This window comes from Flavobacterium sp. B114r, assembly GCF_056824125.1.
On sequence record NZ_CP124858.1, the window covers coordinates 4,385,225 to 4,401,389 of the forward strand.

The 16,165-nt window shown below is 36.1% G+C and carries 14 protein-coding genes; 8 read left to right on the forward strand and 6 right to left on the reverse strand.

Annotated features, from left to right (window positions below):
- Window positions 1-23 precede the first annotated feature (23 nt).
- Window positions 24-1,712, forward strand: coding sequence for a glycoside hydrolase family 28 protein (locus QLQ94_RS18470; protein ID WP_271334146.1), 1,689 nt, complete (start codon window positions 24-26; stop codon window positions 1,710-1,712).
- A gap of 441 nt (window positions 1,713-2,153) precedes the next feature.
- On the opposite strand, the gene QLQ94_RS18475 is transcribed toward QLQ94_RS18470, so the two are convergent.
- The 5 genes from QLQ94_RS18475 to QLQ94_RS18495 form a co-directional block, all read right to left on the reverse strand.
- Window positions 2,154-2,984 carry an amidohydrolase family protein gene (locus QLQ94_RS18475; protein ID WP_482498087.1) on the reverse strand — a complete coding sequence of 277 codons (831 nt, stop codon included), beginning with the start codon at window positions 2,982-2,984 and terminating at the stop codon, window positions 2,154-2,156.
- A 6-nt stretch (window positions 2,985-2,990) separates the two neighbouring features.
- A complete protein-coding gene (locus QLQ94_RS18480; protein ID WP_271334144.1) occupies window positions 2,991-3,788 on the reverse strand; it encodes an SDR family oxidoreductase in 798 nt (265 codons plus the stop codon).
- Window positions 3,789-3,991: 203 nt separating this feature from the next.
- On the reverse strand, window positions 3,992-5,005 hold the full coding sequence (locus QLQ94_RS18485; RefSeq protein WP_482498088.1) for a zinc-binding alcohol dehydrogenase family protein: 1,014 nt from the start codon (window positions 5,003-5,005) through the stop codon (window positions 3,992-3,994).
- 19 nt (window positions 5,006-5,024) lie between these two features.
- The gene (locus QLQ94_RS18490) at window positions 5,025-5,879 is read right to left on the reverse strand and encodes a fumarylacetoacetate hydrolase family protein (protein WP_427401627.1); all 855 of its coding nucleotides are present in this window, start codon (window positions 5,877-5,879) and stop codon (window positions 5,025-5,027) included.
- 196 nt (window positions 5,880-6,075) lie between these two features.
- Window positions 6,076-6,840 carry an SDR family NAD(P)-dependent oxidoreductase gene (locus QLQ94_RS18495; RefSeq protein WP_271334141.1) on the reverse strand — a complete coding sequence of 255 codons (765 nt, stop codon included), beginning with the start codon at window positions 6,838-6,840 and terminating at the stop codon, window positions 6,076-6,078.
- Window positions 6,841-7,168: 328 nt separating this feature from the next.
- Here QLQ94_RS18495 and QLQ94_RS18500 point away from each other — a divergent pair, with 328 nt between their 5' ends.
- The 7 genes from QLQ94_RS18500 (at window position 7,169) to fucP (ending at window position 14,898) form a co-directional block, all read left to right on the forward strand.
- Window positions 7,169-8,317, forward strand: a complete 1,149-nt coding sequence (locus QLQ94_RS18500; protein WP_482498090.1) for an ABC transporter substrate-binding protein — start codon at window positions 7,169-7,171, stop codon at window positions 8,315-8,317.
- Window positions 8,314-9,462 (forward strand): CaiB/BaiF CoA transferase family protein, encoded by a 1,149-nt coding sequence (locus tag QLQ94_RS18505; RefSeq protein WP_271334139.1) that lies wholly within the window; start codon window positions 8,314-8,316, stop codon window positions 9,460-9,462. The genes QLQ94_RS18500 and QLQ94_RS18505 overlap by 4 nt, the downstream gene beginning before the upstream one ends.
- Window positions 9,459-10,598: a CaiB/BaiF CoA transferase family protein gene (locus tag QLQ94_RS18510; RefSeq protein ID WP_427401629.1), complete on the forward strand. Its 1,140-nt coding sequence runs from the start codon at window positions 9,459-9,461 to the stop codon at window positions 10,596-10,598. The genes QLQ94_RS18505 and QLQ94_RS18510 overlap by 4 nt, the downstream gene beginning before the upstream one ends.
- Window positions 10,598-11,824 carry an extracellular solute-binding protein gene (locus QLQ94_RS18515; RefSeq protein ID WP_482498093.1) on the forward strand — a complete coding sequence of 409 codons (1,227 nt, stop codon included), beginning with the start codon at window positions 10,598-10,600 and terminating at the stop codon, window positions 11,822-11,824. The genes QLQ94_RS18510 and QLQ94_RS18515 overlap by 1 nt, the downstream gene beginning before the upstream one ends.
- Before the next feature lie 93 nt (window positions 11,825-11,917).
- A complete protein-coding gene (locus QLQ94_RS18520) occupies window positions 11,918-12,985 on the forward strand; it encodes a Gfo/Idh/MocA family protein (protein ID WP_271334136.1) in 1,068 nt (355 codons plus the stop codon).
- 75 nt (window positions 12,986-13,060) lie between these two features.
- On the forward strand, window positions 13,061-13,507 hold the full coding sequence (locus tag QLQ94_RS18525) for a MaoC/PaaZ C-terminal domain-containing protein (protein WP_427401631.1): 447 nt from the start codon (window positions 13,061-13,063) through the stop codon (window positions 13,505-13,507).
- 89 nt (window positions 13,508-13,596) lie between these two features.
- Window positions 13,597-14,898, forward strand: coding sequence for an L-fucose:H+ symporter permease (gene fucP / locus QLQ94_RS18530; protein ID WP_482498095.1), 1,302 nt, complete (start codon window positions 13,597-13,599; stop codon window positions 14,896-14,898).
- Between the two features lie 457 nt (window positions 14,899-15,355).
- Here fucP and QLQ94_RS18535 read toward each other — a convergent pair whose 3' ends face one another.
- On the reverse strand, window positions 15,356-16,075 hold the full coding sequence (locus tag QLQ94_RS18535) for an MBL fold metallo-hydrolase (protein ID WP_427401633.1): 720 nt from the start codon (window positions 16,073-16,075) through the stop codon (window positions 15,356-15,358).
- Window positions 16,076-16,165: the final 90 nt, after the last annotated feature.

Sequence of the window (16,165 nt, forward strand, 5' to 3'; positions counted from 1 at the left end):
ATTTTAACCATAATACATTATCAATGAAAACTAACCCAATTAACTTTTTACGTATTGCTTTGGCAATTATGATTGCAAGTTGTTCGCAGAACATTGTCTCCCAGAATTCGCAATCTTACGACACTTACAAGAACATTGAGTTTAAAATGGCAAAGGTCAAAGAACCTGTAATTCCAAAAAACAGTGTAAACATAAAAGACTTTGGCGCTGTAAATGGCGGGTATGTTTTAAACACAAAGGCTTTCGCAGATGCTATAGACGCGGTTTCAAAAAAAGGCGGTGGAAAGGTAATTATCCCTCCGGGAATCTGGCTTACTGGCCCTATTATTTTAAAAAGCAATCTCGAATTGCACGCTGAAACCGGAGCACTGATCAAATTTTCTCCTGATAAGAGTTTGTATCCCATTATCGAAACGAGTTTTGAAGGGCTTAATACATGGCGTTGCATCTCTCCTATTTATGGCAAAAACCTTGAAAACATTGCTTTTACCGGCAATGGTGTCTGGGATGGTTCAGGTGAAGTTTGGAGACAGGTTAAAAAGAGTAAATTAACTGAGGGGCAATGGAAAAAATTTGTTGCTTCAGGCGGCGTTCTTAATAAAGACAAAACGAGCTGGTATCCTTCAGAAGTTTTTATGAATGCTTCTAAAGGTGCGGATCAAAATGTACGTCCTGACTTAAAAACGAAAGAGGATTTTGAAAAAATTCATGACTTTTTGCGTCCGGTACTGGTAAGTATTCAAAACAGTAAAAGAGTTTTATTTGACGGACCTGTGTTTCAGAATTCTCCAGCATGGAACATTCACCCTTTAATGGTTGAAGATTTGATTGTGCGCAATATAACGGTTCGTAATCCTTGGTATTCTCAAAATGGAGATGGCCTTGATGTAGAATCGTGCAAAAATGTGATCATCGAAAATTCTAGTTTTGATGTGGGTGACGATGCGATTTGTATTAAATCAGGAAAAGATAAAGATGGACGTGATCGTGGTGTTCCTTGCGAGAATATCATCATAAAAAACAATATCGTATATCACGGACACGGAGGTGTAACCGTAGGAAGCGAAATGTCCGGTGGTGTAAAAAACATGCATGTTTCAAACTGCACTTTTATGGGAACTGATGTTGGATTACGTTTTAAAAGTAACCGCGGACGTGGCGGTGTGGTTGAAAACATTTATATCTCAGATATTTTTATGACTGATATTCCTTCTCAGGCGATTTCTTTCAACCTTTATTACGGAGGAAAATCAATAGCAGAAACATTAGAAGAAGGTGGAGATAAAATCATCAATAAAGCAATGCCTGTGAATGTTGAAACGCCACAATTTAAAAACATTTCGATCAAAAATGTAACGATTAAAGGTGCTCAGCAAGCAGTATTTTTACAAGGTTTGCCTGAAATGAATTTAGAGAATATCGAAATCTCGAACTTAATCGCTACGGCAGAAAAAGGTTTTTCGATTATTGATGCTAACGGAATCAAAATCACTAATGCAAAGCTGGATATCGCAGACAGTACTATTTTCGAAATTTACAATGCTAAAAATTTGTCTTTGAAAAATGTGGAATTCAATTCGACATCAGCAAAAGCAATTTCCATTAATGGAGAAGCTTCTCAGAATATTGAATTTACTTCATCAACTAATTTTAATTTTGCAAAGAAAACTACTATTGGGGAGACTGTTCCTAAAGGGGCTGTGAAGTTTTAATTATAGAGTATAGAGTATAGAGTATAGAGTATAGAGTATAGAGTATAGAGTATAGAGTATAGAGTAATAAAAAAGCAGGCTTTCCCATGGAAAGCCTGCTTTTTTATTGAATTTCTTTTTGATTTCGAAATAAAAATCTTCGTACGTACCACGACAATCGATCTAGATCTTTGCGGAATTTCTTGTGTGATTTCTCATTCTTCGAAATGACAAACTTTATGGTCATTTACTGCCATTTTATTCGCAATCTTTTCATCCTGAGGAACGAAGGATCATGCTCGTGAATCGACAACGTATTTTATAATCCTTTGTGGAGTTTCCTGCGGAGATTTCTCTTTCGCAAAGGTGACAAGATTATGATATACAACATCAAACCTGACAGGTTTTAAAAACCTGTCGCGTTTCTTTGTGTAAAATCAGGATGAAATATTGTGCGGTTATTTATAACTTATAAAAAGAACTCGCATTCTCAAACCAAATCTTATTCTGATCTTCTGTAGAAAGTTGTGACATATAATCTTCTAAGGTTTGTACTACTTCAGAATAATCGGAGGCGACATTCAAAACTGGCCAATCTGATCCGAACATTAATTTATTGGCAGTGAAATTTTCGAAAATAACATCTAGATACGGTTTTAGATCAGATGGTTTCCAGGAGTTCCAATGAGCTTCTGTGACCATTCCTGAGATTTTACAGCTTACATTTTCGTATTTTACAATTTCCTCAATTCCTTTCTTCCATGATGCAATATCACCTGATTTTATATCCGGTTTTGCGATATGATCGATTACAAAAGGCTGATCGGGAAAATGTTTTACCAAATTTATTGCAGCGGATAATTGACGATGAAAAATTAAAATATCGTAGGTATAATTGAACATTTTTAAAGCTGAAATTCCGTTACGAAAATCTTCTCTAAACATAAAATCATCGGCTTCGCCCTGAACAACATGACGAAATCCTTTTATGTTTTTAAAAGAAGAAAAATAATTTAGTCGTTCTTCGATATTTGAAGCTCTTAAATCAACCCAACCCACGATTCCTTTTATAAAATCATTTTTTGAAGCTAAATCTAAAAGAAACTCAGTTTCCTCTTCAGACTGACTAGCCTGAACGGCTACGCAACCTGAAAATTGATTTTGTTGCAATAAAGGCAAAAGATCTTCAGGCAAAAAATCTCTTTGGATCTTTTGCATCGAATCGTCAATCCAGCTGTCTCTTACGGGATCAAATTTCCAAAAATGCTGATGTGAATCAATTCGGTTTCCCATCTTATACTAATTTACATCGCTAATTAGTGCACGATCTAAATGAACGTAACCACCATCAACAAAAACAAATTGTCCTGTAGTATGCGACGAACGATCTGAAATGATAAAAAGTGCTGTATCTGCAATTTCTTCTGTCTTGGTCATTCGGCTTTCAAACGGAATACTTTTGTTGATTTTATTCAAAACAGTTTCGCCATCCGGAAGTGTTTTCAACCAATCATCATAAGCCGGCGTAAAACTTTCTGCTATAATAATGGCATTCGAACGAATTCCAAATTCGATCAAATCGACTGCCCATTCTCTGGTTAATCCTAAAACTCCACCTTTGGCAGCAGCGTAACCAGAAGTTCCGCCCTGTCCTGTTAAAGCTACTTTTGAACCAATATTTAAGATATTTCCTCTCGATTCTTTTAGGTATGGAAGCGCATATTTTGTCAATAAAAAATAACTCACCACATTCAGTTTCAACGAATTCATGAAATCATCATAACTCGAATCTAAACCAGCTCCGTCATTCACGCCCACGTTATTGATAACAACATCAATTCTACCGTATTTTGCAACGATTTTTTTAACAGCATTTTCCATTTCAACAGGATCGGTAACATCTGTTTTGACGAATAATGAATCTATATTTCTTTTTTGAAGTTCTTCGGCATAACCAAAACCTCTGTCATTTCTATCAACAAGTACCGGAATTGCACCTTCATCTGCCAATCTCTTGATAATCGTTTCTCCTATACTTCCTTCTTTGCCCGCCGAACCGGACACGACAACAATTTTACCTTTTAAATTTAAATCCATTTTTTGCGGTTATTTGAGGTTTATCAGTAGTTATAAATTTTAAAACACATAGAAACACAGCTTTCATAGTCTAGAAAAGTCGTTTCCTTCAAATAAATCTCATAGATTTCGCCAGGTGAAAAAAGCTCGATTTTCTAAAAAATATCTTAACTAATAATTTTAAAATCTATATCTCTATGTGTTTAAATAATATCCGTAAAGAATTAATCTATTTCTATTAATGCTTTAATGACATTATTTTTCGTGTCAATTAATTGTCCAAAATTTTCAATCATATCACTAAAACTGGTTCTATGAGTAATGTACTTTTTAGGATCTATTTTGCCATTTTTAAGACATTCCATTACATATTCAAAATCCTGAATCGTTGCATTTCTGCTGCTCATCAAAGTCGATTCTCTTTTATGAAAATCAGGATGACTGAACGTTAATTCGCCTTTTTGAAGTCCAACCAAAACAAATCTTCCACCATGCGAAATGTAATTGAAAGCATCATTCATGACATTCCTGTTTCCTGTGGCATCAATAACCACATTGGCCATATCGCCATTGGTAATTTCGGCCAGTTTTGCAGTAACATTTTCGTTTAACGGATTTATCGTTGCATCGGCATTTAGTTCATTTTTACAAAAACCCAATCGGTATTCGTTGATATCCATTACGATCACTTTTGCTCCTGCAATTTTAGCAAACTGAATCAATCCAATTCCAATTGGTCCCGCGCCCATTACCAAAACAGTATCATTGGGTCCTACGGCCGCTCTTCGAACTCCGTGTGCCGCAATTGCCAAGGGTTCAACCAAAGCCAACTGATCGTAATCTAATCCCTGACCGTGCAATAAATACTGCTCCGGAATTGTCACATATTCGGCCATTCCGCCATCAATATGTACTCCAAATACTTTAATGTTGACACAACAATTGGTTAAGCCATTTCTGCAAGCCACACATTTCCCACAATTGAAATATGGGATAAAAGTAACTTTATCACCTGGTTCAAAACCTTTGGCATTTCCTTTAATGTATTCTGCAGCCAGTTCATGACCTAAAATTCTTGGATATTCAAAATAAGGCTGGGTTCCGCCAAAAGCATGAATATCAGTTCCGCAAATCCCTATTCTTTTTATTTTTAATAATACTTCGCCTTCTTTTGGTTCGGGTATTTCTTTCTCTTTTAATTTGAATTCCTGTGGTTTCTCACATACAATAAATTTCATCTTCAATTTTGTTTTTAGATTACTTTTTGTATGCCACAGCAGTTTGTTTACTACTTCCCAATCCTTCGATTCCAAGCTCGACAACATCACCCGGTTTAAGGTAAACAGGATCCGGTTTAATTCCTAATCCAACTCCCGGAGGCGTTCCTGTACTGATGATATCGCCGGGAAGCAAGGTCATAAACTGGCTTAAATAATGTAATAAATAAGGGATTTTGAAAACCAGATTTAACGTGTTACTATCCTGAAACTTTTTACCGTTTACGCTCAGCCACATCGACAAATTATCGACATCTTTTACTTCGTTTTTTGTTGCCAAAAAGGGTCCAAGAGGCGCAAATGTATCACAGCCTTTTCCTTTAGCCCATTGTCCGCCACGCTCAATCTGATATTCTCTTTCGCTATAATCATTCAACACAGCATATCCGGCAACATAGTCAAGAGCATCAGCTTCTTCGACATAACTTGCTTTTTTACCTACAACAAATGCTAACTCTACTTCCCAATCTGTTTTTACACTATTTTTAGGAATAATAACATCATCATCAGGACCGCATAAAGAAGTGGTTGATTTAAAAAAGATGATAGGTTCTGTTGGAATTGGTGCGCCGGTTTCTACGCAGTGATCTACATAATTTAAACCAATACATATTATTTTTGATGGTCTTGCCACCGGAGATCCTAAACGTACATTCGCATCCACTTCTGGTAAAGTTGGATTGCTGTCTAATGCTTTTTGTAATTTTTCTAAACCGTTTTCTTCAAAAAAACTTTCGTTAAAGTCTGAAACAATCGACGAAACATCATATCTTTTTTCACCAATTAAAACTCCAGGTTTTTCTTTTCCGATTTCTCCAAAACGTATTAATTTCATATTTTTTTTTTTTAGCCGCTAAGGCACAAAGTCGTTAAGTTTCTGAGTTTTTTTTAGAGTCTTAGAGACTTAGCATCTAGCTGCTTTGTTAATTATTTATTTTAAAGTTGTTAACTTGCTGTCTGGTTATTTATGAACTAATCTACTAAAAATAAAAACCTTAGCAACTTAGCATCTCAGAACCTTAGCACCTTACCTAGTTATTTAATTTAATAAATCCTCCGTCGATTGGGTAATCGCTTCCTGTTATAAATCCTGCTTCGTCACTGCATAAATACAAAGCCAAAGCGGCAATTTCGTCCGGTTTTCCCATACGTCCAATAGGCTGTGATTGCGATAATTTTTCGAACATTTCGGCTTCTTTTCCAGCGTAGTTTTTCGAGATAAAACCATCTACAAATGGCGTATGAACCCTTGCAGGCGAAATAGAATTGCAACGAATATTATCTTTGATATAATCTTTTGCAACAGATAAAGTCATGGCCATAACAGCGCCTTTAGCGGTAGAATAAGCAAATCGATCCGGAATACCCACCCACGCGGCAATTGATGCCATATTGATAATAACTCCGCCTTTTGAAAGCCTGAATTGTGGAATAGCTGCGAACAAACAATTGTAAACTCCTTTTACATTGACCTCCATCACACGATCAAAATCAGCTTCTGATGTTGTGTCAACTTTACCAACATGAGCAATTCCGGCATTATTGATCAGAATATGAATATTGCCAATGGCTTCAAATGTTGCCAGAACTTCTTTTTGACTCGCCACATTACAAGCATGCGAAAAAATATTACCACCTAAATTCCTGATGTCATCAACTGCTTCCTGAGCACTTTCGATCGTGAGATCTATGATATGTACTTCTGCTCCTTGTTTAGCAAAAAGGGTTGCTATGGCTCTGCCAATTCCGCTACCTCCTCCTGTTACTACAGCTTTTTTATTTTGTAATGAAAACATGTTTTATTCGTATTAAGTCCTTATTTATATCGATATAGTGTTCTAAAATTAATAAATGTAAAAAACACAATTACAAATGTAATTTTTAATCTCAATAATCTGATAAATATTTTCTTTAATTCCTCAAAAAATGATCATAGTCTAAGATATTATAACATTTTTTATCTGATTTGTAAAAAAATAAGGCAACAGATTCACATACTGCAAAAAACGACTGTTAATAAATGCATCATTCATTGCGCAATTCAATCTTATTTCTATTTTTGTAATTGTATTTTTTACATTTATTATTCTTCAATCAAAATCATCACCATTAAATTATAACAAAATGACGATACTAAAAGGGATAACCTGGAATCACACGAGAGGTTTATTACCAATGGTTGCTACAGCACAACGTTTTACAGAACTACATCCGAATATTGAAATTACGTGGGAGAAAAGAAGTCTACAAGAATTTGCTGATGCTTCGATTGAAGATTTGGCAAAAAGATTCGACTTATTGGTTATCGATCATCCCTGGACAGGTTTTGGAGCGCACACAAACGCTATCCTACCTCTCTCCGATCACCTTTCTGCTGACTATATAAAAGATCAGGAACTTAATACCGTCGGACGTTCTTACGGAAGTTATGTTTTTGGCCATAAATTATGGGCTTTACCTATTGATGCAGCGACTCCGGTTGCAGCTGCCCGTCTGGATATTCTTGAAAAACAAGGTCTAAAAGTACCACAGACTTATGATGATGTATTGGCTTTGGCAAAAAAAGGATTGGTCGCTTTCGCAGGAATTCCGGTTGATGTTTTAATGAGTTTTTATATGTATTGCTGTAGTTTGGGTGAAGCTCCGTTTCAGTCTGATGAAAAAGTAATCTCAGTAGAAATAGGAAAAAAGGCTTTGCAGATGTTTCGTGAATTAGCACAATTAATCGATCCGGCGAATTTTAACAGAAATCCAATTCAGGTTTACGAAGCTATGGTCAATTCTGATGAGATTGCGTACTGCCCTTTTGCTTACGGATATTCGAATTATTCGAGAACGGGTTACAGCAAAAATTTACTTCATTTTTATGATTTGGTTCGTTTGAATAATAACCCGATGATTAGTTCGCTGGGCGGAACCGGTTTAGCCGTTTCTTCTTTTAGCAAACATATTCCGGAAGCAATTGCCTATGCTGAATTTACCGGATCGTCGTACGTTCAACAAAATATATTTGCTGATAATGGCGGACAACCGGGACATTTACAAGCCTGGAAAAGTGACCGAATTAATGCTGTAACGCATGATTATTTCAAGAATACTTTACCTGCTTTAGAACGTGCTTTTTTACGCCCAAGATATTCCGGACATATGTATTTTCAAGATCATGCAGGCGATGTCGTTCGTGATTATCTGATGAATGGCGGAGATGAAGAATTGGTTTTAGAAGTCATGAATTCGCTTTATACAAAATCTTTAAACCTGCAAACAACATGAGACCACTTGAAGGATTAGTTGTATTGGAATTCTGCCAGTTTTTGGCAGGGCCTTCAGCGGGATTAAAATTGGCCGATTTAGGTGCAAGAGTCATCAAAATCGAACGTCCTGTAAAAGGCGAAGCGTGCAGACAATTAAGTATCAAAGATCTTTTTGTTGATGATAGCAGTTTGTTATTTCATACCATTAACCGAAATAAAGAATCTTTTGCAGCAGATCTTAAAAACCCTGAAGATTTAACTTTAATCAAAAAACTGATCGCCCAGGCTGATATTATGACACATAATTTCAGACCTGGCGTGATGGAGAAAATTGGATTGGACTTTACTGAAACATTAGCAATCAACCCAAAAATAATTTACGGAACTATAACGGGTTATGGGAATATTGGTCCGTGGGCAAAAAAACCGGGACAAGATTTATTATTGCAATCCTTATCCGGATTGAGTTGGTTAAGCGGTCGAAAAAGTCAGGAACCTGTTCCGTTTGGTTTGGCTGTAGCAGATTTGATGTGCGGTAATCATTTTGTACAGGGAATTTTGGCAGCATTACTTAAAAGAGCCAAAACCGGAAAAGGGGTTTTGGTCGAAGTAAGTTTGTTAGAATCGGTTTTGGATGTACAGTTTGAAGCCATTACTTCTTTCATGAATGATGGCGGACAATTACCGGAAAGAGGCGATATCAAAGGAAGTGCACATGCATTTCTCAGTGCTCCTTATGGTGTCTATCAAACTCAGGACGGTTTTCTTTCTTTGGCCATGGGCGATTTGCTTTTTATTGGAAATGCGTTAGGATTAGACTTAAATAAGTACGCAGACAAACCACATTGGTTTACACATAGGGATGAAATCAGAACTTTATTAAGTGAAAAATTAGCCACTCAAACAGCTGATTATTGGCTGAAAGTACTTCAAAAAGAAGGAATCTGGTGCGGAAAAGTATTCAATTATGAAGAACTCGACAGTCAGCCTTTTGTAAAGGAATTGAAATTGAAACAAACCGTAAAAAATTCAGATGGAGAAACTATGGTCACAACAAGAAGTCCAATTCAGCTTGACGGAAAAATTTTAGTAAGCTCAAAAGCAGCTCCAAAAGTTGGAGAAGACAATTTAAAAATACACGAACAATTTTTACACAACGCATGAAACCATTAGAAGATTATTTAATAGTAGATTTTAGCCAGTTTCTATCTGGTCCTTCTGCAAGTTTGCGGTTGGCTGATCTGGGTGCACGCGTGATAAAAATTGAAAAACCGGGAACAGGCGATATTTGCAGAACCTTATACACATCAGACTTGATCATGAACGGTGAATCTTCTGTTTTTCATACCATTAACAGGAACAAAGAGTCGTTTACCATTGATTTCAAAGAACCTGAGGAACTTGAAAAATTAAAAAAACTATTGGCTAAAGCCGATGTCGTGATGCATAATTTCAGACCCGGAGTTATGGAACGCATTGGTTTAAGTTATGACGATGTTAAAGCGATAAATCCGAATGTTGTTTATGCCTCAATTTCAGGTTTTGGCGATCATCCGGATTTAAAAGATTTACCAGGACAGGATTTGCTATTACAATCCTTAACGGCTTTAACGTGGCTAAGCGGCAATCAGGATGATGGTCCCGTACCAATGGGTTTATCGATTGTCGATATGTTGGCAGGTGCACATTTGGCTCAGGGAATTTTGGCGGCTTTGTATAGAAAAGCAACTCATACTATTGGCGCTTCGGTTCAGGTCAGCATGTTAGAATCGGCTTTTGATTTTCAGTTTGAAACGATTACTACTTATTTTAATGATGGCGGTGAATTACCTGTTCGAACTAAAACGAATAATGCTCACGCTTATTTAGGCGCACCTTATGGAATTTACAAAACCAATAATGGCTTTCTGGCATTGGCAATGGGATCTATTCCGGTTCTCGCTTCACTTTTAAAATGCGATGCGCTTTTGGCATTTCCTGAAAATAAATTCACTTTAAGAGATGAAATAAAAAATATTCTCGCAACACATTTACAAACTCAGGATACTAATTTTTGGTTGAATATTTTAGAACCAGCAGATATTTGGTGTGCCGGAGTTTTAAATTATCAGGAGCTTTTTGCAGAAGAAGGATTTAAGGTTTTAGACTTTACGCAAAAAGTAACAATGCTCGACGGTTATTCGTATGAAACGACAAGATGTCCTATTAAAATTGACGGAGAGTATTTAGTTTCAGGCAAAGGTTCTCCAAAATTAGGACAGGATAACGAACAAATTATTAAAGAATTTATAGCAATATAATGGAGAAAATAAGAATCGCTGTCCGCAAATTTGATCCTTTCGAAAGTACGCTGCAAAAACTATGGGATTTGTTTTGCATCAAAAATAATGTTCAGATTGAAGCTGAAATGATTCCACTGGAATTGCATGATCTTTATGAAGAAACCATTACAAATCAAGGTCTGAAAAACGGAAAATGGGATATTGCGCACCTGAATACTGATTGGATTTTTGATGCTGCCAATGAAAAAGCGGTTCTGGATTTAACTTCCTCTATCAATCACAACCCACCTCAGGATTATCCTGAAGGCTGGTCGCAATCTTTATTGAATTTACAGCAAGTTAATAACGGAATTTACGGTTTACCATTTCATGACGGTCCTGAATGTTTGATTTTTAGAAAAGATCTATTCGAAAATAATATTGAGAAAGAAAACTTCAAAAAGCAATTGGGTTATGAATTAAATCCACCCAAAACATGGCAACAATTTGTAGAAATAGCCACGTTTTTTAACCGTCCCGAACAAAATCTGTACGGCTGTATTTTTGCCAATTATCCAGACGGTCACAATATGGTTTTTGATTTCTGCCTGCAGTTGTGGACTCGTGGCGAATCTTTATTAAACGATCAAAATCAAATTAACATCAATAATCCGGTGGCAATTGAAGCTTTAGATTTTTATCGAAAAATTGTAAACAATAAAAATGCCGTTCATCCCAAGTCGAAAGAATTTGGCTCGGTTGAAGCAGGAATGGCTTTCGCCGAAGGGCAAGCCGCAATGGCCATCAACTGGTTTGGATTTGCTTCGATGTGTGAAGTGATCGATGAATCGAAAGTAAAAGGCAAAGTTGATATTACGGAATTACCTTCTGACCTTAACCATAAAACGGCTTCTTTGAATGTGTATTGGTTGTATACCATTGGTTCCGGAAGTAAACATCAAAAACTGGCTTACGACTTTTTGAGATTTGCTACTTCACCGGAAAGTGATAAACTATTGACTACAGAAGGCGGAATTGGCTGTAGAAAATCAACATGGAATGACCCTGAAATCAACAATATCATTCCGTTTTATCATAAGCTTGAGATGTTACATGAAAATGCTTTGACTTTACCTCAAACCCCTATTTGGCCTAAAGTAACCGGGTTAATAGATCAAATGGTTTTGAAAGCGATTGAAAGTGATATTTCCTCAGAAAAACTATTAGAAGAAACTCAGCATATGATTGAAAAATTAACGCATTGAATACGTTGCTACAACTTTGACAAAGTTTAACAAGGATGCTAAAATCTTAGCAACTCAGTCCCTTAGCAGCTTAGAACCTTTAAATTAAAAATTATGAATATTCCATATCAACCAAAATTACCTGAAACGAACCAACCGATTATCATCATCGGAGCAAGCGGAATCGTTAAAGATGCGCATTTACCTGCTTATGAAATGGCCGGTTTTACTGTTTTTGGTATTACCAACAGAACGATTTCTAAAGCGCATGATCTGGCGAAACAATTTAAGATTAGCCATGTTTTTGAAAATGTAGCTGATGCAGTTAAAAACGCGCCATCAAATGCTGTTTATGACATTACAGTCCTGCCTGATCAATACATCGAAATATTAGAACAATTACCTGATGGCGCTGCAGTTTTGATTCAGAAACCTATGGGAAATGATCTCGCTCAGGCACGTGAAATTGTTGCGGTTTGCGAACGAAAAAATCTGGTCGCGGCAATTAATTTTCAATTGCGTTTTGCGTCATTCGTAAGCACTGCAAGACATTTAATCAACGAAGGAATTATTGGCGACTTGTATGATTTTGAATTTAAAGTTACTGTAAACACACCTTGGGAGTTGTTTCCGCTGATTAAGGAACATCCCAGATTAGAAATTCTTTTTCATAGTGTTCACTATATCGATTGCATCAGATCGTTTTTGGGAAATCCGAAGAGTGTCATGGCAAAAACGGCCAAACATCCGCTAAAAAAACTATCCTCTTCTCGTTCTACCATCATTTTAGATTATGGAGAAGACAAACATGTTGTGATTAATACAAATCACGATCATCATTTTGGCCCTAAACATGAGGAAAGCTACATCAAATGGGAAGGAACAAAAGGTGCGATAAAAGCTAAAATGGGATTATTAATGAATTATCCCGATGGTTTGCCTGATGAATTTGAATATGCTTTAGCAAACGAAAAAGGGCAATACGAATGGAAAAAAATCGAACTCGAGGGTTCGTGGTTTCCCGAAGCTTTCATAGGAACAATGTCCAACCTAATGCGTTTTAAAGAAGGTTCTGATACTAAACTTTTAACCAGTGTTCAGGATGTTCTCGACACGATGAAGGTCGTTGAAGCCTGTTATATCAGTAACAAAAATGGAGGGGTTGCTCTTAGCGAATTATAAATTAATCGAAAGTCATAAAATCAAAAGTGATTGACTTTTGACTTTATCACTTTGAAACTTTCAAACAAAAAATATATGTATTTCAAATCAACATTTTTCGAAGATTATCACATTGGCGATAAACGCGTCACTTTTAGCAGAACGATTACCGAAACCGATTTTGTGGTTCACGCGGGTCATACAGGCGACTTTTTCCCGCATCATATGGATGAGGAATGGTGCAAAACACAACCTTTTGGTCAACGTATCGCGCACGGAACTATGGTTTTTAGCATTGGCATTGGCCTGACCGCATCTGAAATTAATCCGGAAGCTTTTTCTAAAGGATATGACAGAATGCGATTTGTAAAACCTGTGCACATTGGCGATACCATCCATTCTGAAATCACGATCTCAGAAAAAGGCGAAGCCAAAAAACCGGATATGGGAACTGTAACTGAACACGTAGAAATTCTCAATCAAAAAGGTGAAGTCGTTCTCGTTTGTGATCACCTATTATTGGTGAAAAAAAATATTTTATGAGGTAGAAAGGTTTCTATACTTTGAATATAAAACGAAAACCTTTGGACCTCTGTCTCTTGCCTCTTTGAACCTATTAACTAAAAAAAACTATGCAAATAACCAACCAAACTGGCGACCAACACGAAGTCGCTACAGAAAAAGGAACAGCAACAAAATACCTTTTGCCTTTTATATTAATTACAAGTTTATTTTTCCTTTGGGGAATGGCTCACAATCTGGATTCTATTTTAATTCCGCACTTAAAAAAGGCTTGTGAATTAAACAATCGTCAATCGACTTTGATTGATACGGCAGTATTTTTCGCCTATTTTATTATGGCAATTCCTGCCGGAATGTTAATCAAACGCTTTGGTTACAAAAACAGTATTATTACCGGCTTATTGGTTTTCGCGGCAGGCGCTTTTCTATTTGTTCCTGCAGCAAACACCAGAACTTACGAATTGTTTTTGTTTGCTTTATTTGTAATTGGCTGCGGGCTAACTATTCTGGAAACCAGCGCAAATCCGTATGCTGCGATTTTAGGACCTCCGGAATCCTCATCAAAACGATTGAACTTAGCAGCTTCTTTTAATGGTTTGGCTGCGATGGTCGCACCAATTGTGGGTTCTTTATTTATTCTTTCGGGAACCAATCATACACCGGAACAAATGGCTGCAATGCCAGATGCAACAAAGGCTGCTTATTTATTAGAAGAAGCTTCATCTGTAAAGTTACCTTATATTATTTTGGGAACTGTACTTGTTTTGGTGGCAATCTTATTCTATTTCATGCATTTGCCTTCGATGAAAGCACAACATGCAGAGGTTGAAGTAAAACCGGGATTCTTCTCTGTATTAAAATTTCGTCATTTAAGCTGGGCAGTTGTAGCTCAGTTTTTCTATGTTGGAGCACAAGTTTGTATCACAAGTTTCTTTATTAGAATTGCGCAGCAAGGCGCAGGATTAGACGAAAAAACAGCGGGATATTACCTTGGTATTTATGGTTTTCTGTTTATGGCAGGACGTTTTATTGGGACATTCTTTCTAAAATTCGTTAAAGATTATGTCTTGCTTTCGATCTATTGCGTTTGCAGTATTTTATTGTGTATGGTAGCCATTTACGGAACAGGAATATATGTAATTTATGCGCTTGGCGGAATCGGATTCTTTATGTCGATTATGTTTCCAACGATATTCTCTTTGGGTATTGTGGGCTTAAAATCAAATACAGAAACAGGTTCTTCATGGTTAGTAATGTCGATTGTTGGCGGAGCAATCCTGCCATACGGAATGGGAACTCTAATCGATATGAAACATGATGATATTCAATCCGGATATATTATTCCCTTGTTGTGTTTTGTTATCATTCTATCATTTGGAATCTACGGACATAAAGTAAAAGCTTTGAAATAATTTTATAAAAAAGGTTTGAATCAAAAACATCTGATTCAAACCTTTGTCAATTTTACTTCTATTTGCAGTTTGCTGGCTTAAAGCATAAATGTATCCCGTAACAATTTCCCCCTTTTTAAATTGAAATTGTATCTGAATACGTTTGTAATAATCTTCTTCAAAATCATACAAATGTTTGATTAGTGGAGTTTTTTTTTAAACACATAGAAACATAGATTTCCTTTTCTTAAAAAAGGCGTTTCATTTTATATTAATTCACATAGCGATGTGCAATAAACGCGTTTATTTATTCTTCAATCCACTCTAAATTTATCCTCTTTCTTCTATACTCTATACTCTTTATTCTTTATTCTTTATTCTTTATTCTATACTCTTTATTCTATACTCTTTATTCTATACTCTATACTCTATACTCTATACTCTATACTCTATACTCTATACTCTATACTCTACAAAACTAAAACTCCAACACCGGCACTTTCATATCATGATACAAAAGCACTTTCCAATGCTGTTCTTTGGCTTCCTGTTCCCATTTTTTTCTCGATTCCATAGCACGTTTACCATTGTAATCTGTTTTGTAAGCAACATGAAGTTTTAAATAAGTTTCTTGTGGCAAATCATCAGCGCCGTAAAAAGTAATCTCATTGTTTTCCCTAATCCAGAAAACCTGATGAAATGGTGAATGTCCGGCAGAAACTTTATAGAAAATTTCGTCCGTTATTTGCCCTTTATCGTATTGCAGCATTTCAACATTAGAAAATTGTTTTATTTGATTTAATATACTTAAATTATAAGAGGGATGTTGTTGTTCGAGAGCAAATTCAAGCTCTCTTTTTTGCAGATAAATGGTTGCATCTGGAAAATTTTGAATAAAAGTTTCTCCGTCAAAATAACCAATTCCTTCGATATGATCTTTATGGAAATGCGAAATCAGGACTTTTGTAATTTGTTCGGGCAGAATGTTATGACTTTCCAGTAAATGATGAATCAAAGGTTTTCCGTTTTTATTCACTCCTAACCCCAGATCTAAAAGGATATAATCATTTTCAGTAACAACCAAAAAAGGCTGAATTGCCATTTTAAGTCCTGAATCTGACGGGAACTCATTAATAAGTTTAAACTCCTTATCCTTGTTTACAACGTAATTCCCTTCTTGTAATGGTATTATTTTCATTTTACTACAATCATTATTTGTTACAAAGGTCTAAAGAATTTCTATATTTGTAAAACCTTATTTTTCGATAGCATCAATCGATAAAACCGA

What these genes read in the sequence shown, in the direction of transcription:
- QLQ94_RS18470 (WP_271334146.1), top strand. Translation starts at nt 24, where the DNA reads ATGAAAACTAACCCAATTAACTTTTTACGTATTGCTTTGGCAATTATG.
- QLQ94_RS18475 (WP_482498087.1), bottom strand. Translation starts at nt 2,984, where the DNA reads ATGGGAAACCGAATTGATTCACATCAGCATTTTTGGAAATTTGATCCC.
- QLQ94_RS18480 (WP_271334144.1), bottom strand. Translation starts at nt 3,788, where the DNA reads ATGGATTTAAATTTAAAAGGTAAAATTGTTGTCGTGTCCGGTTCGGCG.
- QLQ94_RS18485 (WP_482498088.1), bottom strand. Translation starts at nt 5,005, where the DNA reads ATGAAATTTATTGTATGTGAGAAACCACAGGAATTCAAATTAAAAGAG.
- QLQ94_RS18490 (WP_427401627.1), bottom strand. Translation starts at nt 5,879, where the DNA reads ATGAAATTAATACGTTTTGGAGAAATCGGAAAAGAAAAACCTGGAGTT.
- QLQ94_RS18495 (WP_271334141.1), bottom strand. Translation starts at nt 6,840, where the DNA reads ATGTTTTCATTACAAAATAAAAAAGCTGTAGTAACAGGAGGAGGTAGC.
- QLQ94_RS18500 (WP_482498090.1), top strand. Translation starts at nt 7,169, where the DNA reads ATGACGATACTAAAAGGGATAACCTGGAATCACACGAGAGGTTTATTA.
- QLQ94_RS18505 (WP_271334139.1), top strand. Translation starts at nt 8,314, where the DNA reads ATGAGACCACTTGAAGGATTAGTTGTATTGGAATTCTGCCAGTTTTTG.
- QLQ94_RS18510 (WP_427401629.1), top strand. Translation starts at nt 9,459, where the DNA reads ATGAAACCATTAGAAGATTATTTAATAGTAGATTTTAGCCAGTTTCTA.
- QLQ94_RS18515 (WP_482498093.1), top strand. Translation starts at nt 10,598, where the DNA reads ATGGAGAAAATAAGAATCGCTGTCCGCAAATTTGATCCTTTCGAAAGT.
- QLQ94_RS18520 (WP_271334136.1), top strand. Translation starts at nt 11,918, where the DNA reads ATGAATATTCCATATCAACCAAAATTACCTGAAACGAACCAACCGATT.
- QLQ94_RS18525 (WP_427401631.1), top strand. Translation starts at nt 13,061, where the DNA reads ATGTATTTCAAATCAACATTTTTCGAAGATTATCACATTGGCGATAAA.
- fucP (WP_482498095.1), top strand. Translation starts at nt 13,597, where the DNA reads ATGCAAATAACCAACCAAACTGGCGACCAACACGAAGTCGCTACAGAA.
- QLQ94_RS18535 (WP_427401633.1), bottom strand. Translation starts at nt 16,075, where the DNA reads ATGAAAATAATACCATTACAAGAAGGGAATTACGTTGTAAACAAGGAT.